The following is an 18,938-nucleotide window of genomic DNA, read 5'->3' as shown; positions in this document are numbered from 1 at the left end:
GAATCAGAAGGATATGATATAATTGTTTTTTTTCATAGAATCAGATGACTTGGTTCTAATAAATAGATAGAAAGCGAGTTTGATATAAGTGATGATGAAGAACGAAGGCCAGTATGTCCGGTTTAGTGAAGCGCCGGTTTGGGAATGGCAGAGAGCTTATTATGAACAGATGGGACTGGAAGCTTGGGAGAATCACCAGGTTCCACAATATATTACGAGCAATCCACTCATTGCGACAGCCTATGCTGAAATGATTTTTAGTTTTTTACAGGATATGGCGATCCAAGGTGAACAGCATGAGATGGTTACCATCGTTGAACTTGGTGCAGGAGCAGGAAGGTTGGCTCATCAGGTGTTGAACAAGCTATGTGCATTGAGGGAAATTGCGGGTATGGCGCTACCGCCTTTTCGTTATGTAATGACGGACCTGGCTATGGAGAATATAACAGGGTGGAGAGAGCATCCGTCGATGCAGACATACATAGAGCAGGGGATAGTAGATTTTGCACGTTTTGATGCGATGCAGGATACAGAATTAAGTCTGGTTATGTCAGAAACGAAGATAAGGCAAGGGGATTTGCAGCAGCCTCTGCTCATCATTGCCAATTATTTCTTTGACAGTATTCCGCAGGATTTGATTTACATTGGGGAAGGGCAGGTATTTGAATGTGATCTGCTTGTTGAACTTCCGAACCCTGTAGCAAAGCAGAAACCTGCCGAGATTCTAGAAAGTATGACACTGCAATATAAATATCGCCCTGCACCCGAGTACAGTGAAGAGACCTACCCTTACTCCGCATTGATGGCTTTGTACAAGGTCGAGCTGGAGGATTCGCATATTCTGCTTCCGTCGGCAGGCCTGGAGTGTCTTGAACGATTGAATAAGCTGTCCCGGTCAGGATACGTACTGATTACTGCGGATAAAGGAGATCATCGGCTGGATTACTGGAAATATGCAGAGCCACCTGAATTTACGTTACACGGCAGTTTCTCGTTGTCTGCGAATTATCATGCGTTAAAATATGTGCTGGAACAGCAAGGTGCCGCTACATATTTTACTTCACACCACTATAAGGATCTGAACGTTGGAATGATTTTAATGTTGGAAGCACCCATGAGTTATGTCAATACAAGGCTGGCCTATCACCGCTTTGTGGAGCGGTTTGGTCCAGACGATTTCTTTACCCTGAAAGAATGGATAGACCCTAAAGTGGATCAGATGGAGCTGAAACAACTACTGGCTTTCTGGCGATTGGGAGGATACGATGCCGAGTTTCTGATTCTTGCGTCCTCCAGGTTTAATGATCTTCTATCCGATGCAAGCGATGAAGAGATGTTCGACCTTCAATCCGGGATCAGGTTGATGTGGTCTTCCTATTATGCTATGGAACATCGGAATCAGGTGGCTTTTGTTTCAGGGCAACTCCTACTGGAGATGTTTATGTATGAAGATGCTAAGTTTTTCCTGGAAAAATCACTGACTGCCGACCTGGATACACATCAGACCATAGTATTATATGATTTGGCTGTATGCTGTTATGAACTGGAACAAGAACAGGAAGCCCTTGCCTATGCTCGCCGTGTACTCGAAATAGATCCGGATCATGAAGAGGCTGCGGCCCTTCTGGACGGCATAGAGTGAGTCCTTGTTTACAACAGCTGTATTAGTTGAATTCCATTAAAATGAAACCCTTATCCCATTTTTTACGTATTACTAAAAGGAATTAATTCCAATTTTAAGTAATGATTAGAGGGAGGAGGGGGAGTAATGAAAAAAGGCCTATCTATTTTGTTATTTCCGTTGTTATGGCTTGTAGGGGCTCTTAGCATTCTTAGTGGAAATAGCAACAGTATGAGCGATCTGATCTCACTTAAAACAGATATGGATCGGGATTCTATTAATGATGGACAAGCCATTTTTGATCAGATCGAAGGGATTAAAGGCTAGTTACATAAGAAGATAAGGACCATAAGTCAAGTCATACCTGAACCAATGAGGGATTCGGCTTTTGTCCTAGAGTCAACGCACGGGCCCAACAAAAAAGCCGTTATCACTGACAATGATGCACTCTCAAGGATTGGGCCATGAGACTTGGATATTCGCCCGGTCACTTGAGGGAAATACGCATATGTTATGGCATACCTTGAAATTCAAAGGAGGCCAATTAAATGAGTCATGTTGGATACGGTTGTGGCAATGTTGGTGGATTTGGCGGAGCGTGGACTTCGACTAGCGCAATCCTCGTTCTCTTCATTTTGCTCGTCATCATCACAAAATCTTTCTGGCTGTAAGATAACGGTCAGGCGCTCATGCATCAGCTCCACCAAGACTTTGGTGGGGCTTTGCTCATGTTTTACAGCCCAATATGACATGAATGACATTTGACAACTGAAAACAATGTGCTTAAAATCACATAAGGAGACTACTAACATAGATTGAAGGGATTGCAATGCCGTTTATACGATTCAAAGGATTCACGGGTTCTAAGCTGGAGGAAGTTGTGCCTCAAATTACCGAACAAATGGCCTTAATTACTCATATTCCGCAGGAACGAATGAAAGCAGAGCGTCATGATGTACAAGCCTTAACACCGTCCCCGGCGTCCATAGAGATTTTGATGTTTCAGCGTGAACAGGAGATACATGATCGAATTGCATCGTCCATGCAGTCTATTTTAGAGAAGGCTGAACTGCCGGATGTGCACATTTTTTTCAATATATTATCCCCTAATCTGTATTATAAGAAAGGCAAGCCGCTTACAGATTACCGATTGGATTAGAATGTTCAGATGTAAGAGGTTCTAGGATGTGTCTGAGAACGCGGTTAAATATGTACTTCAGTGGATTTCAAGACACACCCTAGATACATTTGGAAAAACGAAAAACGAAAAAGCTGCCTCCAGAGAAGCAGCCTGAGACGTGCAGTTGGACCATGCGTGTCTTTTTTTTATTTATGCAAGGGCCGTCTGGTATCCATACTTATTGAAGCACAGGAGGTGCTGTAAGTTAGGTGACGAATGGTCACAATCAGAGCCAGTACAGCCAATGAAAGGGCTGCTGCTGCCCAAAGTGCCTGGGTTGGTCCTAAATATAGAATTGTGATTACCGTCATGATCAATCCAATACCTGTTATCGTATAATTCGAAAACGAGAGCAAGTTATCGGTTTTAGCTATATCTTCGCCTCCCACCAATCGTGGCTGCAGTCTTTCCAGAACCATTGCTTCCCAGCGGATGACTACCAAAAGAAATAAGGCACCTAGACACATAAGCACAATATGTAACTTTAGAAGGGGAAGAGAGAATGAGATCCCAATGAGCAGCAGTGCTTTGGTTAAAGGAATACTGATCATAAGTCTCGATAATGTATTGCGTTTCATCAGCAAATGGAGCGTGATTCCTGCTGTTGCCTGAACTAGCAGATAGACGAACAGAAACAGTAGTGCATATCCAATCCATTGAGTCTGTCTGTATATAATATAGGTCAAAGTTGTAATTGAGATCACTTGTATAAGTGAGAGCAGCGTTCTGGCAGCCCAGAATGGATAAAATGCGATGTTCATACCAAGTAGTCCTTTCTGCAACGATACTTCTATATCATTTATCTTACGGTGCACGCTGCAGTAAAACCACAAACAAAGTTATCATATTCCCGTCAGAAAATACGAAAGACCAGTTGCGCAGGTGGCATCTGGTCTTACATTAAACTTTGTTGTTGTGTTATGCCATGGCAAGCGTAAAGGCAATCAGAAGCATAAGTAGACTGGACATACGCACCAGAGTCATATAAGATTTGCTGGGGTCGTTCTCACCTCGTACGAGCCAGCCATAGCGAAGATACCAGCCAAACCTGGGGAAACACAGATTAATCATACATAAAACCATAAATATAAAAAAGAGAGTTTTCATCGTCGATCTTCCTTCCTCGTCAACCATTAACGGGCCTGCCTTTATGGTCTGCGCCTGGAAAAAATGTAGACAATCAGTATACTGACGATGATCAATAAACTTTATCTGTGTATTTCTGAAAGATAGGCAGGTTATTGTGAATGGATAAAGATTGATATGATTAAGAACTATTACCCAAGAACTACATTGTTTGAATAACTGTGGTACAATAAAATAGATTGTTTAATATCAACACATACCATCTGGAGTTAAGGATGTGAGATGGAGGACACACAGACATGAGTCTATATAATCAACTCCCGATGCAATGGGAATTTATTATTTCGAAATTAAAATCCTCCGTTACGGTAGTTGACGCTACCTCGCCTGAGCTTCCGCTCATGTATGTAAACGAACATTTTACCCGGTTGACCGGATATACGCACGATGAGTCGATTGGACGGAATTGCCGGTTCCTGCAGGGAACAGATACAGATCCCGAAACCGTTTCACGTATTCGGGAAGCGATAGCCACACAACAATCGATCAAGGTCGAGATTTTAAACTATACCAAGAGTGGTCAGAAGTTCTGGAATGAACTGAATATTGATCCCATCTTCAATGAATCAGGGGATTGTCTTTACTTTGTTGGCATTCAATATGACATTTCTGAACGGAAATTTGCGGAACAGCAACTGAAACTCGCCGCATCGATAGCTGAGAAAACGAGCAGAGGACAGCTGGAATTCATCGGCAAGTTGAATCATGAGCTTCGTACACCGTTAAACGGAATTATGGGCATGATCGAACTTGCGGGAATGGGTGATATGACCGAAGAGCAAAAAGAGTATCTGGATCTGGCACGTCAATCGGGAGAAGCGCTCCTGAACATTGTAAACAACAGTCTGGATATGGCAAAGCTCGGCAGAGGCAAAATGGGAGTGGAACATATCGAGTTTCAGCCGCTAAAGCTGATTCAGCAAATTGTGAAGACACATGAACTGGTAGCCATGAATAAAAAAGTTCGTTTATTTTGTCATGCTGATTTGGGTATTCCTGATGTGCTGTGGGGCGATCCATTAAGACTACGGCAGGTGCTTGATAATTTGCTGAGTAATGCCATCAAGTTTACGGAGCAAGGAGAAGTGCAGCTTCTAGTGGATGTCAAGCAGCAATCGCATGAGATGACCATGTTGACTTTCTCTGTAAGGGACACAGGTATCGGCATTCCGTCTCATCAGATGGACCAACTGTTTGATGCCTTTACGCAATCTGATATTTCACATGCTAGACGGTTTGGAGGCAGTGGCCTTGGATTAACGATTTGCAAAGAGCTGTTGGAATTAATGAACGGTACCATTACTGTAGATAGTGCTGAAGGAAAAGGGACAGAGTTTCAGGTGACCGTGCCTTTTCTAAGCGGGCAAAGTATTTTTAACGCAGGATAAGAGAGTGCAAAGTAAGCAGCCGGAATAGATCTGGCTGTTTTTTGTTGTGGAATGGATTGTTTTACGAACTGGCGTTCTGTTATAATGCTAGGGATGTTAGTGTTACATGGGGGAGGCACATCATGAGTAGGAGACGTGGCAGAAAAGGAAGTCGAGGGAAACAGCGATTCAAAGGAAAACTGCTAACCTTAGTGGGCATGATATTGATTGCTCTTTATGCATGGGCCGGGGGAGAGTGGCCGCTGGACATTCCATCTCCGTTCAAACCAAGCGACAAGAGTGTAGATCATACAATTACTTTTCCTGCAGATCGATATCCTGAAACAGCAAACCATATTCGGAAGGCAATTCAAGCCGGGCATGCTGATGTCTGTACGATTGACCGAAAAGGCGCCGAAGGGAACAGGGAGTTGTCGCTGAAAGGTGTTCCGGTCAAAAAAGGGAAGGATCGGGATGAGTGGCCTATGGCGATGTGTGCAGAAGGGGGAAAAGGTGCGGATATCCAGTACATTACGCCTAAAGATAATCGCGGTGCAGGCTCATGGGTGGGTAATCAACTAAGTACATATCCGGATGGTACGCGCGTTAAATTTGTTGTGAAATAAAACAGCACCTGTTGCGGCAATGGAAAGGTTCGGAGACGAAGTGTTTTTTGCTTAGGGAAAATATAAAAAAAGTCATTATCAGTCACATAAAAAAAACCAGACGTTAGTGGCGTCTGGTTTTTGAGTATAAGTTCGCTGTATTTGAAAGACAAGGTCTCCGGTATACAGCTTATATATCTAATAGCATATGTCTACGTTCTCTGTAACTAGGAGCAGTTGAATATGCACAATGACAAGTACCTACACGAGCTGCATAGTGCCTAGATGGTGAGAGCGAAGGGTTAAAAGGCGAGTGACCTGTTCGACTTCATCAAACGGAATCCACACATTTCCCTGGACCGTCCGTAAAGAGAGAATGGAGCTGTCGGCAGATCGCTCCGGGAAGCCAGTTACTGTCTGTCCGCTTGTATTCCGAACCAAAATTTGTTGATTGCGCCGAATGGCAATTTCTACCTCTTTTTTCATAAGTCATTGCTCCTGATTTATAAGATGTTCATCCGTATGTCTAAGTTATCAATGGTTAATTTGTCTTCATTATCTAGTCTATCAGAACTAGGTATAGATTTCCAGTAGAGAAATAATCAAACTGTTCTAGGTGTATTGACTTAGCGAGTGGAAAGGCGTTACTGAACATAAGCTACAGGGTTATATAAGGTATGAGGAAGAGGAGGGGAACAGCATGACGAAACTGTTCGTTGGGCTTGCTCGTTCGGAGCACGATGCAGTTATCTTATTGAATGCGTTAAAAAAGGAAGGTATCAAAGATCAATATCTGGGGGCTGTAGCCAAGGAGCAGTTAGATCTGGAGATGATTAGTGAGAAGACGGGACTACCCAAACCGCTAAAAGGTGCCGGAACAGATGGAGCGTTTGGAGCGCTGAAGGGCATATTAGCCGGGCTCGGAAAACGAATGGATCAGACCGCATCCATCGGGAAAGCGGTTCGGAGATTAGCAGGCAATGAGATTGGAAGTGAGACAGATGATCTAGTCTTAACGCTGACAGAAGCAGGCATTCCTGAAGAGGATGCACATCATTACGAGGACTGGTTACTGCAAGGTCACATTCTGGTTTTTGTAGAGTGCAGTGAGGAGCAAGCGGAGCGTGTGAAGTCCATTTTGTTTTTTTTAGTTTAATTTAAGGCTGATTTTAGGTTCCTTTAATGTTGGGGGGGTATTCTTATCTCACACCTCCCTTAATATAGATGGTTTACCGGAAGTCCGGGACCGCAACTCGGACTTTCTAGGCACTGTGAGCTGACGCTTGCAGTGCCTGTTTCATTTTTTTAGGAAAAAGTGTTGCATTATTAATTTGTTCATGGTAAGATATTTCTTGTCGCCAAGAAAATAATACATACGCCGGGGTGGCGGAATTGGCAGACGCACAGGACTTAAAATCCTGCGGTAGGTGACTACCGTACCGGTTCGATCCCGGTCCTCGGCATCTCTAAGAAAAGATCACATGAGCTCTTGTTAAACAAGAGTTCATGTGATTTTTTTATGCAATTTTTTGCTTCTAGAAATATGATTTCATCTCAAGCAGTTTCTTCATAACCCCGCAGTTCATAAACACAACACCCACATAATACATATCAGAAAGTGGATTCGGGCGTCTTTTTATGAAGTGAGGTGACAATGGTGTATACTATCTGTAGGCATATATTACCTTTCCCTTGCTGACGGATGAAGTTCCAATAAGATACATTACTCGAAAATCGGAGTGCAGTGTAACTTGCACATATGAACGAGTATCCAGTCATCAAACAACACAACAATCTATGGACGGAGGACTCAAGTTTATGTTGAAACAGCTTAAGCCATATAAGGTATTACAGGAGCGTAGAATCGAAGAACTGAAATCCGATGCGTACCTGCTGGAACATCTAAAATCGGGTGCTCATATCGTATTGTTGTCCAATAGCGATGATAACAAGGTGTTCAACATCGGTTTTCGTACACCTCCCGAAGATGATACAGGGGTAGCTCATATCCTGGAACACTCCGTGCTCTGCGGCTCGAAAAAGTTTCCGGCCAAAGATTCCTTTGTGGAGCTGCTCAAGGGTTCACTCAATACATTCCTTAACGCCATGACGTATCCTGACAAAACCGTCTACCCCGTTGCGAGTCGCAACGATCATGATTTCCATAACTTGATGGATGTGTATCTGGATGCGGTATTAAATACAAATATTTATGAGAATGAAAAAATATTTTTGCAGGAAGGTTGGAATTACAACCTGACTTCTGCAGATGACGAACTGACATACAACGGTGTGGTGTATAACGAGATGAAGGGTGCCTTTTCTTCGCCAGAACGGTTGGTTCGACGAGAGGTGCTGAACTCTCTTTTCCCGGATACGACATACTCCTGTGAGTCTGGGGGCTTCCCGGAGGCGATTCTGGATCTCACTTATGAGGGATTGCTTAATTTCCACAAACGGTACTATCATCCGTCCAACAGTTACATCTATCTGTACGGGGATATGGATATGGAAGAGAAACTGCAATGGCTCGATGAACATTACCTGAGCAACTATGATCGGATCGAGATTGACTCTGAGGTTAAATTGCAATCTGCCTTCCCGAAACGGGTGGACACGGTGAAGTCCTACTCTGCGGGAAGCACGGAATCCGAAGTAGACAACAGCTTTTTGACCTATAATGCGGTAATTGGCACAAGTCTGGATAAGGAATTGAACATTGCGTTTCAGATTTTGTTATACGCATTGCTCAATGCACCGGGAGCTGTTCTGAAGCAAGCCTTGCTAGATAAAGGCATCGCGAAGGATGTTTACGGCTCTTATGATGATAGCTTGTATCAGCCTGTGTTTACGGTGGGACTGAAGAAGAGCAACTTGTCCAGCAAGGACGAATTTCTCGGGACGATCAAGGAAGTGCTGGAGCGTGTTGTGAAAGAAGGATTTGACCCGAAAGCATTGCTTGCCGGCATCAATTCTTATGAGTTTAACCACCGGGAAGCGGACTTTGGCCGCATGCCGAAAGGACTGATCTACGGACTCTCCTCCCTCCAAAGCTGGCTGTATGATAAGGAAGCAGCTTTCACGTATTTTGAGGCGAATGATGTATTTGCAGAACTTCGGTCCAAAATGAAAGACGGTTATTTCGAACAACTGATTGAGAAGTATTTATTACAAAATACACATACATCATTTGTCGCGCTCACACCGGACAAAGGCTTGAACGCACGCAAGGAAGAGGCGCTGAAGGAGCGGTTGAAGTCAGTGCAGGCTGGACTTAGTCCAGAAGAGGTGCAGGGTATGATTAAGCGTACCGAAGCACTTGCCGAGTACCAGAACACTCCTTCCACCAAGGAACAGCAGCAGGTCATCCCGACGTTGTCTATTGAGGATATTGATACGAATGCGTCTAAACTGTACCAAACGTTGAACAACGTGGATGGCACAACGGTTTTGCATCATAACTTGTATACGAATGGCATCGGATATCTGAGGCTGTTGTTTGATATCAAGGAAGTACCACGGCGCTTATTGCCTTATGTGGGATTGCTCAAAAACGTACTTGGTTACGTAGACACACAAAATTACTTGTTTAACGAGTTATCGAATGAAATTCATATCCATTCTGGCGGAATCAACAGCGGGGTTGGTACGTATGCGAATGCGCATCAGCTTCATGATTTCAAAGCAACCTATGAGTTCAATGCAAAGGTGCTTTATGACAAATTGGGATTTGCTTTTGATATGATTAAGGAAATCGTGTTTACGTCACGTTTTGACAACTCCAAGCGACTTTTCGAGATCATTTCTCAGGTGAAAGGTAATTTGCAACGTAATCTGATCAACAGTGGTCATTCCGCAGGAATTGCCAGATCGTCCTCGAAACATTCAGCCGTTGCTGATTTCCGGGAGTCGGTTAGCGGGATTGCTTATTATCAGTGGCTTGAGGATCTACAGGCGAACTTTGATGCGAAAAAAGAAGAACTGTCCTCTAGTCTGCAAGAGCTGATGGGTTACATTTTCAGACCGGAGAACCTGCTTGTCAGCTATACGGCAGATGATAAAGGATACGAAGGTCTGGAAGAGCAGGTGTCCGCTCTGAAAGCAAAGCTGTTCACACATGAAGTGGCGAAGGAAGCTTTTGCGTTTACGCTTGCAACACATAACGAAGGTTTCCGTTCTCCATCCGAGGTTCAGTATGTGGTGCAAACCGGGAATTATATTGAAAAAGGATACGCTTATACAGGCTCACTGCGTGTATTGCAAGGTATCTTGTCACTGGACTATCTATGGAACAATATCCGTGCCAAAGGTGGCGCTTACGGCTGTATGTCCGGGTTCAGACGCAATGGAGACAGTTATCTGGCTTCCTACCGTGACCCGAATCTGGATAAAACCTATAAAGTATACGAGGAGATTCCGCAGTATCTGAACGATTTCCGTGCCGACGAACGGGAGATGACTCGTTATATCATCGGTGCGATTCAGGATCTGGATGCGCCAAGAACGCCTTATAGTGAAGGGGCATTCTCACTGGAATGTTATCTGTCCAATGTGACGGAAGCTGATCTGCAGCAGGAGCGCGATGAGGTGCTTGGTACGAAAGAGAGCGATATTATCGGGTTTGCCGGATTTGTTTCTGCCATTCTGGAGCAACAGCATCGGTGTGTTATTGGAAATGAGCACAAGATTGAAGAACAGAAACAACAGTTCGATGAAACGTTGGATCTGATCAAACATTAAGGTGCGGTGACCCAGGTGCGGCTGTGAAAAGAAAGCTTCAATAAACATCCCTAGAAAAAAACATTTTTAGATAACAAGAAGAGACACTTGCATGGGCTGGTAAGTAAAACAGCTGGTGCAAGTGTCTTTTTTAGTATATTCGAGTTCCCGCTTAAGTTACCGCAAGCATGTTGTAAATTTTAAGCGTGCGCAGATCTTCCTTGGAGATTTTCAGCTCGTTGTAAAGCTCTGGCGTTTCGGGTAGCGGAGTGCGGGAGAAAAGCATTTTCAGCGCAATGGGCATAAATGGCCTGAATGAAACACCAGCCATCAATCCCCACTTTTTCTCCGATTCCTGGAATGAAGCCAGAATATTAATATATAAATTCTCCAGCGGCGTGGCCTGATTTTTCAAAATGAGCGTGGTCAAAGTATCATAATGCTCGGTATGACCCCAGTACATATTTTCACATTCCTGATAATTGTCAAAATCCTTCACATTCATATACATCACCGTACGGTAGCGATTGGCGTCCGATTGAGCCATCATGTCAATCACGCAGCGAATGAGACTGTTGTTCCTGCCGTCGTAGAAGTACGAATAGAAGCGGGTGGAGTTTCTGAAAAAGCTGGACTGGACCGTGTTCATCAGCGGAGACGCATGCCTCGGTTCTTGGTAAAGTAACTGCTCGACCTGAATGTTCAGCGCATCTGCAATCTGGTGCAGTGTGACGAGATCCAGCGTAATATCACCGCTCTCATATTTGGAAAGAGTACCTTTGCTCTTGAAAATCTGGTCTGCAAGTTGTTGTACGGTGAGCCCGCGCCATTTGCGGAAGTTTCGTATTTTTTTGCCCACTTCCTGGTTGATGTTGTTCATTGGGGTGCTCCTTATCGAGTTGGATGATCAGAAGTGTTTCCTGAGAATAGACAAATAAGCTGAAAGTCTTTCTTAAACGCCAAAGCCTATCAGAAATATATCACTTTTTCAATGAAAAGCCTATTCTAAGGAAACATCAAAAGTGTTTTGTTTCTTCTAAGTAGATTCCCTTGCATTTGATGCAACTCCGGCTGCATGGAACAATAGGGTTAGAATTGATGAACCGAAGAACGGATAGATTCAACATCCATAAATGATGAAACGAAAAGACAGAGGAGTTAACCCCATGACCAAAATGAGCAAAATGAATACATCCTATAATTTTGATGAGATCATTGACCGCACCGGAACCAACGCCATGAATACGGATGGTTTCCGCCAATATATTTTTAACGCAACGAGTGAGATGAAATTTCCGTTTAAGGATGAGGAGTTCATCCGCATGTGGATTGCCGATATGGAGTTCGCTACACCTCCCGAGATTTTGGATGCCGTGAAAGATCGTCTGGATCGCCGCATTATGGGGTACTCTCAAATTTTTGACCCGGCTTATTACGAGGCGGTTGCGAGCTGGATGGAACGATATTATGACTGGTCTTTCCCGAAGGAGCATCTGGAGACATCGAATGGCATTATCCCTGCGCTCTATGAGCTGGTGGAGTATATCTGCAAGCCGGACGAAAAGGTATTGATCCTGACACCGTCCTATGGATTTTTCAAATCGGCAGCAGATCATAACCAGCTTGAACTAGTGTGCTCGGATATGTTGAATGAAGAAGGGCACTATACGATTGACTTTGACGATTTTGAAGCGAAAGCCAGAGACGAGAAAGTTCGGGTATGCATTTTCTGTAATCCGCATAATCCATCTGGACGCATCTGGAGCACCGAGGAACTGAAGCGAGTAGGCGAAATCTGTTTGAATAATGAGATATGGATCATATCAGATGAAATTCATTGCGATCTGCTTCGTACGGGAAAAACACATACCCCACTCGCCAAACTGTTTCCGGATACGGACCGAATTATAACTTGTATGTCTCCCAGCAAAACGTTCAACATGGCCGGTCTGATGTTCTCCAACGTTATCATTCCGAACAAGGCACTAAGGGAGATCTGGCAGGCACGTCATTACGGCTTCAAAAATCCGCTAAGTATTGCGGCGACTCAAGCCGCTTATGAACATGGCGATGAATGGCTGAGACAGTTAAAGCTTTACCTGGATGATAACTTTGCGTATGTTGATGACTATTTAAAAATACATCTGCCACTAGCTGTCTTTCACATCCCAGACGCCACATACCTGGCCTGGATTGATATTACGCCATATGCACCGAAGAATGTCAGCCTGCCTCTGTTCTTTGCAGAGCAAGCAGGCGTATTGCTGGAGGACGGAGGAATGTTTGTGGCAAACGGCGAAGGTTGCATTCGGTTGAATCTGGCCTGTCCTCTTTCTGTCCTGAAGGAAGGCTTGAGTAGAATTAGTCGGGTGCTGGTGGACCAAAAGACGGGACAAAAACAGGTGAAAGAGGTACCTGTACACGTATAGCTTCGGCAGGTTTTACGATGAATTGTCTGTATGAAGTGTAATCTTAAGCATCGGACTATTGAATCTGCGATGTATACAAATCATACTTGAATCCATCAAAAGCACACTGAAGCTGATTTATACGGGAACACGGGTATATACAGTCTGAATATTAAAGGGGCGGAGCAGAACATATTCTGTGTCGTCCCTTTTAGGTGTTTCTTTTATTTATCTGAACGGTTTGCTTTCTCTTCATCGTACACTTCTGGTCTGTCGACTACGGTTATGTTAAAATGATGGATAGTCTATGAGTCGCTGGACATGTGACTCTTGCAGGGAAGAGCCCATCCAAACGGGCTACACGGATATGTATTCATCAGGGGAAAGGAGCCTATATATTATGTTTGGAAATGATTGGGACGAGGTGTTGCAGCAGGAGACGGAAGCGGAGTATTTTGACAAGATTCGTTATGCGCTCGCTGCCGAGTATAAAACACAGACCGTCTACCCGCCCAAAGAAGATTTGTTTTCTGCCTTGAAACTGACCCCGTATCATCGGGTGAAAGCCGTCATTATTGGTCAAGATCCTTATCACGGGGCGGGGCAGGCTCACGGATTAAGCTTCTCGGTCAGACCCGGGGTGCGCGTACCGCCCTCACTAAAAAATATATACAAGGAACTTCAGGCTGATCTGGGTGTACCTGTTCCAAAGCATGGTTCACTAATTCATTGGGCGGAGCAAGGAGTGCTGTTGCTGAATGCGGTTCTGACGGTTCGGGAGAGTCAGCCGAATTCTCATCAGGCCTTGGGTTGGCAGACGTTCACGGATGCCGTCATTCGTGAGCTGAATGAGCGCAATGAGCCTATGGTGTACATGCTGTGGGGAAGCCACGCTCAGAAGAAGGGTGCTTTTATTAATAGAGACAAACATCTGGTTCTGGAATCAACACATCCGAGCCCTTTAGCTGCACATCGCGGCTTTCTTGGAAGTCGGCCGTTCTCCAAAGCGAATGAATTTCTCGTCTCCAAAGGTATTAAACCGATCGATTGGACAATACCTGAAAACTAGATATGTTGAACAAATCATTTACACAAGGAACGGAGAGGACAGAAAAAACCTGAAAAAGCGAAGCTAAGAGCTTTCTGAAAGAAAGCTGCATCGGAAGCATAGGCTTCGTCTTTATCACCGGATTTTCCCCTTTGGAAAATGGAATCAAAAAATCTGGGGGTAACCGCTACTCTCCAGGTTATTCTGTCATCGGAGTGTCTGTGTAAATATCTTTGGTTCAACGGATATAGATAGATTGGAGGCGAGCACATTGCGACATTGGATTGGACGAAAAGTAGCAGTATACCGGGCAACAGGAATTCGCGAGCCTCTGAAGGGAACGCTGGTTGAGTGGGATGAAGAAACGGAATGTGTTCGAATCGGACCGAAACGAATCAAGGTGTCGTTTGACAATATTGCAATGATCAAACCTCTTCCTGACGAAAGCCTGCCTTTGAGGAAAGCGCGTTCCGAAGTGCACAAGATCGGATATGTGATGAAAAAAGCAATCCAGTTTGAAAATGCGATCTATTTCAAGTCACAAATTATGATCTGGCGGCGTGCCAAAATTGTCGCGTTATCCACCACGATTGTAAGACATGACGAAGATCAGGTCGAACTTGAAGATGGCCGGTTACTGCGCAAAGATAAACATATGTTTGTTGTGCGTTCGCGGCGCGGCATACGATAGCCAGGCTGAAATTTAATATGGTTTTCATATTGCGATCATACGGCATTAATGTTTCGACCTTATAGTAGGTAGTAACAACCCCTTCTAAATGAATGTGTATGGATTTGGGAACCCGGCCGGCTGCAAACGGTCGGGTATTTTTTTGTCTTTTTTAGTGGAAGGCGCATGAAACTAACATGGAGAGGCGAAGAAACAAATGATATATAAACTTCATATAACGCTGTGTATGTATTCTGTTAATGTGCTGTAACATAGCAATTACATTTGTACTGTATACTAAGGAGATATATAAGTTGAACTAACCATTTACACAAAAACGGAGAGGAGAGAAAAAACCTGAAAAAGCAAAGCGTTCGCCTTTATCACCGGATTTTCCCTTTGGAAAAGGGAATCACAAAAAATCTGGGGATAACAGCTACTCTCCAGGTTATTCTGTCATCGTAGTGTCCGTGTAAATATTTTAGTCCAACTGAGATAGATCTCAAAAAGGAGTGAAGAGACTTGAAACGGATATGTGTTTTTGCAGGGTCTAACCCGGGAAATCATCCCGATTATATTGAACACGCTGCCCAGCTAGGTAAACAGATTGCAAACAGCGGATATGCTCTGGTCTATGGTGGCTCTTGTATGGGTTTGATGGGGGCAGTTGCGGATGCGGCTCTTGCGGCAGGCGGAGAAGTGATTGGTGTTATGCCTACGGGTTTATTCCGGGGTGAGGTAGTTCACGGGGGGCTTACTCAACTGATTGAAGTGGGTACGATGCATGAACGGAAGTCAACGATGGCACAGTTATCCGATGGTTTTATCGCACTTCCAGGTGGTATGGGCACGTTTGAAGAATTGTTTGAGGTACTGTGCTGGGCACAGATCGGCATTCATCGCAAACCTGTTGGCCTCTTGAATGTGAACGGTTATTATGAACCACTTATGAAAATGGTGGAGCACAGTGTACATGAAGGCTTCTCCAACACATCACATCTCAGTTTGTGGAGTCTTGAGTCTGATCCGGCTGAACTGCTTGCTCAGATGGCCGCCTACATCCCCAAGGAATTAACTCAGAAATGGTCTGAACTCAGCGGAAAGTAAAGGTTAAAGAAATTGAAAGCCGTAACCTGCTGCTTCAAATGAAAAATTCCTCAGCTGCCCAAGCAAATAACGCTTGCGGACATAGTCTATAGTGTACTTTGATGAAGAGGGGAGTGTCACTCATGAGCGATCTCAAAGGAGCAGGTTACGGCTACTGTGGAGGTTTCGGTGGTGGTGTATGGACATCAACAGGCGCAATCCTGGTGTTGTTTATCCTGCTGGTTATCATCTCCCGTACGTTCGTACTGTAATGCAGACCATTCTATAACAGATGCATGCTGACTCACGGCATCATTCGAAGAAAATGGCCTTTCCAAAGAGACGTCGGCGGCTGTCGGCGTTTCAGGGGAACGGTTTTTTTGCTTGTGCCTAAAGAAAGACCTCCATCCCATAGCAATGAGATAGAGCTATCTACTTGGAAACTATACGACGATTTCCGTAGTATCGCTGGGCAGAAGAAGTGTTTTCCAGGCAATGTATAGTCCAATAGCGGAAGCGATCAGTGCAAGGATGGCGGCAACAAAGGCCAGCTTATCCAGTCTATTTTGTTTGGGTTCGATAACGCTGGACTGATTACTTGTTCTATCAGGTAAAGAGAGTCCTCGAACAGAAGCTCGCGGGATCGTTTGTCGTGATCCGGGAGGTCTTGGCGCACTGAATTTTGATCCTGGTTCTGATCTGTTCTTAGATAAACGGTGGGATGAAGACTTTGGGGCAGAACAAGACCTGGAAGAGCTCAAGTGCGTTCTTGTTCGTGGTTTCATTGGTTTCAAAGGGCAACCTCCTTACAGCGGAGTGCAGTTGTCTACGACTGATATTATATTATGTTGGTTTTTAGATTGAGTTCGCAAAAATGAGTGAATCCCCAGCCCTTAAATGTTAGACCCGTGCTGAATGAACAAGCCAGTATACAATTAAACGCTCTCTTAATACGTGTATGACAAATGGTGTATATAGTGAAAGTTCATAGAATCCACTTTGAATGCAGGAGGGTCTGGATTGAACAAAATTGAAATTATTGCCCACCGTGGTGCATCTGCGGTATGCCCGGAAAACACGATGATTGCATTTGAGCGAGCTCTGGAATTGGGGGCAACAGGAATTGAGACGGATGTGCAGATGTCAGCCGATGGTCGGTTGGTGCTCATTCATGATGAAACTTTACAACGGACGGCGGGAAGCGAAGGCTGGGTTAAAGATTGCACCTATGATAAATTGCGGACTCTTGATGCAGGCTCTTGGTTCCATTCGGATTTTGCCGGAGAGTCTATTCCTTCACTGGAAATGTTGTTTAACTTGGTACAAGGCAAGAAAATTCTGCTTAATGTAGAGTTGAAAAATGGCATCGTTCCATATAAAGGGATGGAAGAGAAGGTCATTCAAGTTATTCGGGAGTGGAAAATGGAACAGCAGGTTGTTCTATCCAGCTTCAATCATGCTTCGCTTGTTAAATGTAAGCGTATTGCGCCGGACATTCGCACTGGGCTTTTATATATGGAGAAGTTGTATCGTCCTTACGATTATGCGGCTAAACTGGAGGCATCAGGTCTTCATCCGTACAAGCTGGCTGTGGCCAAAGAGGAAGTAAGTGCTGCTGTTGCGCAAGGTATAGTCACTTATCCCTTTACCGTGAATGATCCCGGCGATATGGAGATGATGATTAATATGGGAGTACAAGGCATCATCACCGATTTTCCAGATGTACTTGCTTCATTGATGACCGCGTGGAGGCGCTAAGCGAATAGAGGGGGCAGATTAGATTTTAACCAAAATGATAAAAGTGAAAGCCATGCAGGAGATGTAGCGCTGTATGGCCTTTTTTATGCATATTCATGCGGAAATATTCATATCTGCACGAAAGTTGTCCTTTTTGTCCATTGCCAGACGGGAAGGATTGTCTTACAATGTTATATGGGAATGAGAATCAATATCAATAGAAGCGGTATTTTGGAGAGGTGATTGTTATGTACATAAGTTTAACAGGCTTTACTCATAACGCAGGTGGACAAGTATGAGCTCAAATAGTTCTTCCACGCAATCTAATGGGGAGTCACCTACAGCGAAAATTCACACACGCCCATGGGCAGCCACTCTCATTCTTACTGGTGGTATTCTGTTACTTGCTCTGGGTATGGCGTTGTCTATTTCGTTTGGTGCTGCGGATATTCAGCTCGGTGTCGTCTGGCAGGCTGTATTCAATTTTAACCCAGACTTGACTCCTCATCAGATCATATGGGAGATTCGGCTACCGCGTATTCTTGGCGGAGCGATGGTGGGTGCTTGCTTCGCTGTTGCCGGTGCGATTATGCAAGGCATGACCCGGAATCCGCTCGCCGATTCGGGACTGCTTGGTCTGAATGCTGGTGCCGGATTTGCGCTCGCGATCTGTTTCGCCTTTTTTCCAGGTTTGCCGTATATGTACATTATTATGTACTCATTCCTGGGAGCAGGGCTTGGTGTGCTGCTTGTGTATGGTTTCGGTGCGGCATCCAGATCGGGTCTAACGCCGCTGCGTCTCGTGCTGGCTGGAGCTGCAGTGTCGGCTATGTTATCTGCACTTAGTGAAGGCATTGCGCTCTACTTCAGAATCGGACAAGACTTGGCTTTCTGGACTGCCGGAGGGGTAGCTGGAACGAAGTGGTCTCAACTTGAAGTGATGTTTCCTTGGGTGCTCGCAGCACTCATCGTTGGAATGATCATCTCACGTTCGATAACACTGCTCAGTCTTGGCGAGGACATTGCGGTTGGATTAGGACAGCGTACCGGTTTGATCAAGCTGGTTGGTCTGATTGTTGTACTTATTCTGGCGGGGACTGCTGTATCTGTGGTGGGTGCGGTCGGATTTGTGGGTCTCATCATTCCCCACCTTACACGGAAGCTGGTTGGGGTCGATTATCGCTGGATCATTCCTTGCTCTGCCGTGATGGGCAGCCTGTTGCTTGTATTCTCGGATCTGGCAGCACGTATGATTAATCCGCCTTACGAAACGCCGATTGGCGCATTGGTTGCCCTCATCGGAGTACCGTTCTTCTTGTATCTGGCGCGGAAAGAAAGGAGGACGCTGTAA

19 protein-coding genes and 1 tRNA gene are annotated in these 18,938 nt (G+C 44.7%); 16 read left to right on the top strand and 4 right to left on the bottom strand.

The genetic code is table 11. The annotated features are described in order from the left end of the window. Positions 1 to 91 precede the first annotated feature (91 nt). The 4 genes from AB4Z30_RS17755 to AB4Z30_RS17740 all read left to right on the top strand — a co-directional run bounded on the left by AB4Z30_RS17755 (position 92) and on the right by AB4Z30_RS17740 (position 2,780). Positions 92 to 1,642, top strand: coding sequence for a tetratricopeptide repeat protein (locus tag AB4Z30_RS17755; RefSeq protein ID WP_441928846.1), 1,551 nt, complete (start codon positions 92 to 94; stop codon positions 1,640 to 1,642). A 126-nt stretch (positions 1,643 to 1,768) separates the two neighbouring features. Further along, positions 1,769 to 1,948: a hypothetical protein gene (locus AB4Z30_RS17750; protein WP_441928702.1), complete on the top strand. Its 180-nt coding sequence runs from the start codon at positions 1,769 to 1,771 to the stop codon at positions 1,946 to 1,948. 221 nt (positions 1,949 to 2,169) lie between these two features. Further along, complete coding sequence (locus AB4Z30_RS17745; RefSeq protein ID WP_090923721.1) at positions 2,170 to 2,292, top strand: sporulation protein YjcZ; 123 nt, start codon at positions 2,170 to 2,172, stop codon at positions 2,290 to 2,292. Between the two features lie 158 nt (positions 2,293 to 2,450). Then, on the top strand, positions 2,451 to 2,780 hold the full coding sequence (locus AB4Z30_RS17740; protein ID WP_441928700.1) for a DUF1904 family protein: 330 nt from the start codon (positions 2,451 to 2,453) through the stop codon (positions 2,778 to 2,780). 167 nt (positions 2,781 to 2,947) lie between these two features. On the opposite strand, the gene AB4Z30_RS17735 is transcribed toward AB4Z30_RS17740, so the two are convergent. Both AB4Z30_RS17735 and AB4Z30_RS17730 read right to left on the bottom strand, forming a co-directional pair. Next, complete coding sequence (locus AB4Z30_RS17735) at positions 2,948 to 3,562, bottom strand: hypothetical protein (RefSeq protein WP_441928698.1); 615 nt, start codon at positions 3,560 to 3,562, stop codon at positions 2,948 to 2,950. 157 nt (positions 3,563 to 3,719) lie between these two features. Further along, positions 3,720 to 3,908, bottom strand: coding sequence for a DUF6199 family natural product biosynthesis protein (locus AB4Z30_RS17730; RefSeq protein ID WP_441928696.1), 189 nt, complete (start codon positions 3,906 to 3,908; stop codon positions 3,720 to 3,722). Positions 3,909 to 4,186: 278 nt separating this feature from the next. Between AB4Z30_RS17730 and AB4Z30_RS17725 the strand changes: the two genes are divergently transcribed. Beyond that, entirely contained in the window at positions 4,187 to 5,335 is a 1,149-nt protein-coding gene (locus AB4Z30_RS17725) for an ATP-binding protein (RefSeq protein WP_441928694.1), read from the top strand. A 122-nt stretch (positions 5,336 to 5,457) separates the two neighbouring features. After that, the gene (locus AB4Z30_RS17720; RefSeq protein ID WP_441928692.1) at positions 5,458 to 5,940 is read left to right on the top strand and encodes a NucA/NucB deoxyribonuclease domain-containing protein; all 483 of its coding nucleotides are present in this window, start codon (positions 5,458 to 5,460) and stop codon (positions 5,938 to 5,940) included. Positions 5,941 to 6,180: 240 nt separating this feature from the next. Here AB4Z30_RS17720 and AB4Z30_RS17715 read toward each other — a convergent pair whose 3' ends face one another. Continuing rightward, a complete protein-coding gene (locus AB4Z30_RS17715) occupies positions 6,181 to 6,405 on the bottom strand; it encodes a hypothetical protein (RefSeq protein WP_441928690.1) in 225 nt (74 codons plus the stop codon). 214 nt (positions 6,406 to 6,619) lie between these two features. On the opposite strand from AB4Z30_RS17715, the gene AB4Z30_RS17710 reads away from it, so the two are divergent. The 3 genes from AB4Z30_RS17710 (at position 6,620) to AB4Z30_RS17700 (ending at position 10,659) form a co-directional block, all read left to right on the top strand. Continuing rightward, positions 6,620 to 7,075, top strand: a complete 456-nt coding sequence (locus tag AB4Z30_RS17710; protein WP_441928688.1) for a hypothetical protein — start codon at positions 6,620 to 6,622, stop codon at positions 7,073 to 7,075. Between the two features lie 221 nt (positions 7,076 to 7,296). Continuing rightward, positions 7,297 to 7,382, top strand: a tRNA-Leu gene (locus AB4Z30_RS17705). A 355-nt stretch (positions 7,383 to 7,737) separates the two neighbouring features. Beyond that, positions 7,738 to 10,659 (top strand): insulinase family protein, encoded by a 2,922-nt coding sequence (locus tag AB4Z30_RS17700; protein ID WP_441928686.1) that lies wholly within the window; start codon positions 7,738 to 7,740, stop codon positions 10,657 to 10,659. A gap of 151 nt (positions 10,660 to 10,810) precedes the next feature. On the opposite strand, the gene AB4Z30_RS17695 is transcribed toward AB4Z30_RS17700, so the two are convergent. Then, complete coding sequence (locus tag AB4Z30_RS17695) at positions 10,811 to 11,518, bottom strand: helix-turn-helix domain-containing protein (protein ID WP_441928684.1); 708 nt, start codon at positions 11,516 to 11,518, stop codon at positions 10,811 to 10,813. Positions 11,519 to 11,804: 286 nt separating this feature from the next. On the opposite strand from AB4Z30_RS17695, the gene AB4Z30_RS17690 reads away from it, so the two are divergent. The 7 genes from AB4Z30_RS17690 to AB4Z30_RS17660 all read left to right on the top strand — a co-directional run bounded on the left by AB4Z30_RS17690 (position 11,805) and on the right by AB4Z30_RS17660 (position 18,938). Then, positions 11,805 to 13,067 carry a MalY/PatB family protein gene (locus AB4Z30_RS17690; protein ID WP_441928682.1) on the top strand — a complete coding sequence of 421 codons (1,263 nt, stop codon included), beginning with the start codon at positions 11,805 to 11,807 and terminating at the stop codon, positions 13,065 to 13,067. 379 nt (positions 13,068 to 13,446) lie between these two features. Beyond that, entirely contained in the window at positions 13,447 to 14,115 is a 669-nt protein-coding gene (gene ung, locus AB4Z30_RS17685; RefSeq protein WP_090923710.1) for a uracil-DNA glycosylase, read from the top strand. A 250-nt stretch (positions 14,116 to 14,365) separates the two neighbouring features. Further along, positions 14,366 to 14,785 (top strand): hypothetical protein, encoded by a 420-nt coding sequence (locus tag AB4Z30_RS17680; protein WP_441928680.1) that lies wholly within the window; start codon positions 14,366 to 14,368, stop codon positions 14,783 to 14,785. A 501-nt stretch (positions 14,786 to 15,286) separates the two neighbouring features. Then, complete coding sequence (locus AB4Z30_RS17675; protein ID WP_441928678.1) at positions 15,287 to 15,871, top strand: TIGR00730 family Rossman fold protein; 585 nt, start codon at positions 15,287 to 15,289, stop codon at positions 15,869 to 15,871. 122 nt (positions 15,872 to 15,993) lie between these two features. Next, positions 15,994 to 16,122, top strand: coding sequence for a hypothetical protein (locus tag AB4Z30_RS17670; protein ID WP_260510917.1), 129 nt, complete (start codon positions 15,994 to 15,996; stop codon positions 16,120 to 16,122). Between the two features lie 748 nt (positions 16,123 to 16,870). Continuing rightward, on the top strand, positions 16,871 to 17,608 hold the full coding sequence (locus AB4Z30_RS17665; protein ID WP_441928675.1) for a glycerophosphodiester phosphodiesterase: 738 nt from the start codon (positions 16,871 to 16,873) through the stop codon (positions 17,606 to 17,608). A gap of 274 nt (positions 17,609 to 17,882) precedes the next feature. Next, positions 17,883 to 18,938, top strand: a complete 1,056-nt coding sequence (locus tag AB4Z30_RS17660) for a FecCD family ABC transporter permease (RefSeq protein WP_441928673.1) — start codon at positions 17,883 to 17,885, stop codon at positions 18,936 to 18,938.

This window comes from Paenibacillus sp. 2TAF8, from assembly GCF_052114825.1.
Lineage (GTDB): Bacteria > Bacillota > Bacilli > Paenibacillales > Paenibacillaceae > Paenibacillus.
The sequence above is the reverse complement of the archived record's forward strand: the minus strand, read 5'-3'. Positions and strand labels throughout refer to the sequence as shown.

What these genes read in the sequence shown, in the direction of transcription:
- AB4Z30_RS17735 (WP_441928698.1), bottom strand. Translation starts at nt 3,562, where the DNA reads ATGAACATCGCATTTTATCCATTCTGGGCTGCCAGAACGCTGCTCTCA.
- ung (WP_090923710.1), top strand. Translation starts at nt 13,447, where the DNA reads ATGTTTGGAAATGATTGGGACGAGGTGTTGCAGCAGGAGACGGAAGCG.
- AB4Z30_RS17755 (WP_441928846.1), top strand. Translation starts at nt 92, where the DNA reads ATGATGAAGAACGAAGGCCAGTATGTCCGGTTTAGTGAAGCGCCGGTT.
- AB4Z30_RS17715 (WP_441928690.1), bottom strand. Translation starts at nt 6,405, where the DNA reads ATGAAAAAAGAGGTAGAAATTGCCATTCGGCGCAATCAACAAATTTTG.
- AB4Z30_RS17695 (WP_441928684.1), bottom strand. Translation starts at nt 11,518, where the DNA reads ATGAACAACATCAACCAGGAAGTGGGCAAAAAAATACGAAACTTCCGC.
- AB4Z30_RS17670 (WP_260510917.1), top strand. Translation starts at nt 15,994, where the DNA reads ATGAGCGATCTCAAAGGAGCAGGTTACGGCTACTGTGGAGGTTTCGGT.
- AB4Z30_RS17660 (WP_441928673.1), top strand. Translation starts at nt 17,883, where the DNA reads ATGAGCTCAAATAGTTCTTCCACGCAATCTAATGGGGAGTCACCTACA.
- AB4Z30_RS17690 (WP_441928682.1), top strand. Translation starts at nt 11,805, where the DNA reads ATGACCAAAATGAGCAAAATGAATACATCCTATAATTTTGATGAGATC.
- AB4Z30_RS17700 (WP_441928686.1), top strand. Translation starts at nt 7,738, where the DNA reads ATGTTGAAACAGCTTAAGCCATATAAGGTATTACAGGAGCGTAGAATC.
- AB4Z30_RS17740 (WP_441928700.1), top strand. Translation starts at nt 2,451, where the DNA reads ATGCCGTTTATACGATTCAAAGGATTCACGGGTTCTAAGCTGGAGGAA.
- AB4Z30_RS17730 (WP_441928696.1), bottom strand. Translation starts at nt 3,908, where the DNA reads ATGAAAACTCTCTTTTTTATATTTATGGTTTTATGTATGATTAATCTG.
- AB4Z30_RS17745 (WP_090923721.1), top strand. Translation starts at nt 2,170, where the DNA reads ATGAGTCATGTTGGATACGGTTGTGGCAATGTTGGTGGATTTGGCGGA.
- AB4Z30_RS17720 (WP_441928692.1), top strand. Translation starts at nt 5,458, where the DNA reads ATGAGTAGGAGACGTGGCAGAAAAGGAAGTCGAGGGAAACAGCGATTC.
- AB4Z30_RS17710 (WP_441928688.1), top strand. Translation starts at nt 6,620, where the DNA reads ATGACGAAACTGTTCGTTGGGCTTGCTCGTTCGGAGCACGATGCAGTT.
- AB4Z30_RS17750 (WP_441928702.1), top strand. Translation starts at nt 1,769, where the DNA reads ATGAAAAAAGGCCTATCTATTTTGTTATTTCCGTTGTTATGGCTTGTA.
- AB4Z30_RS17725 (WP_441928694.1), top strand. Translation starts at nt 4,187, where the DNA reads ATGAGTCTATATAATCAACTCCCGATGCAATGGGAATTTATTATTTCG.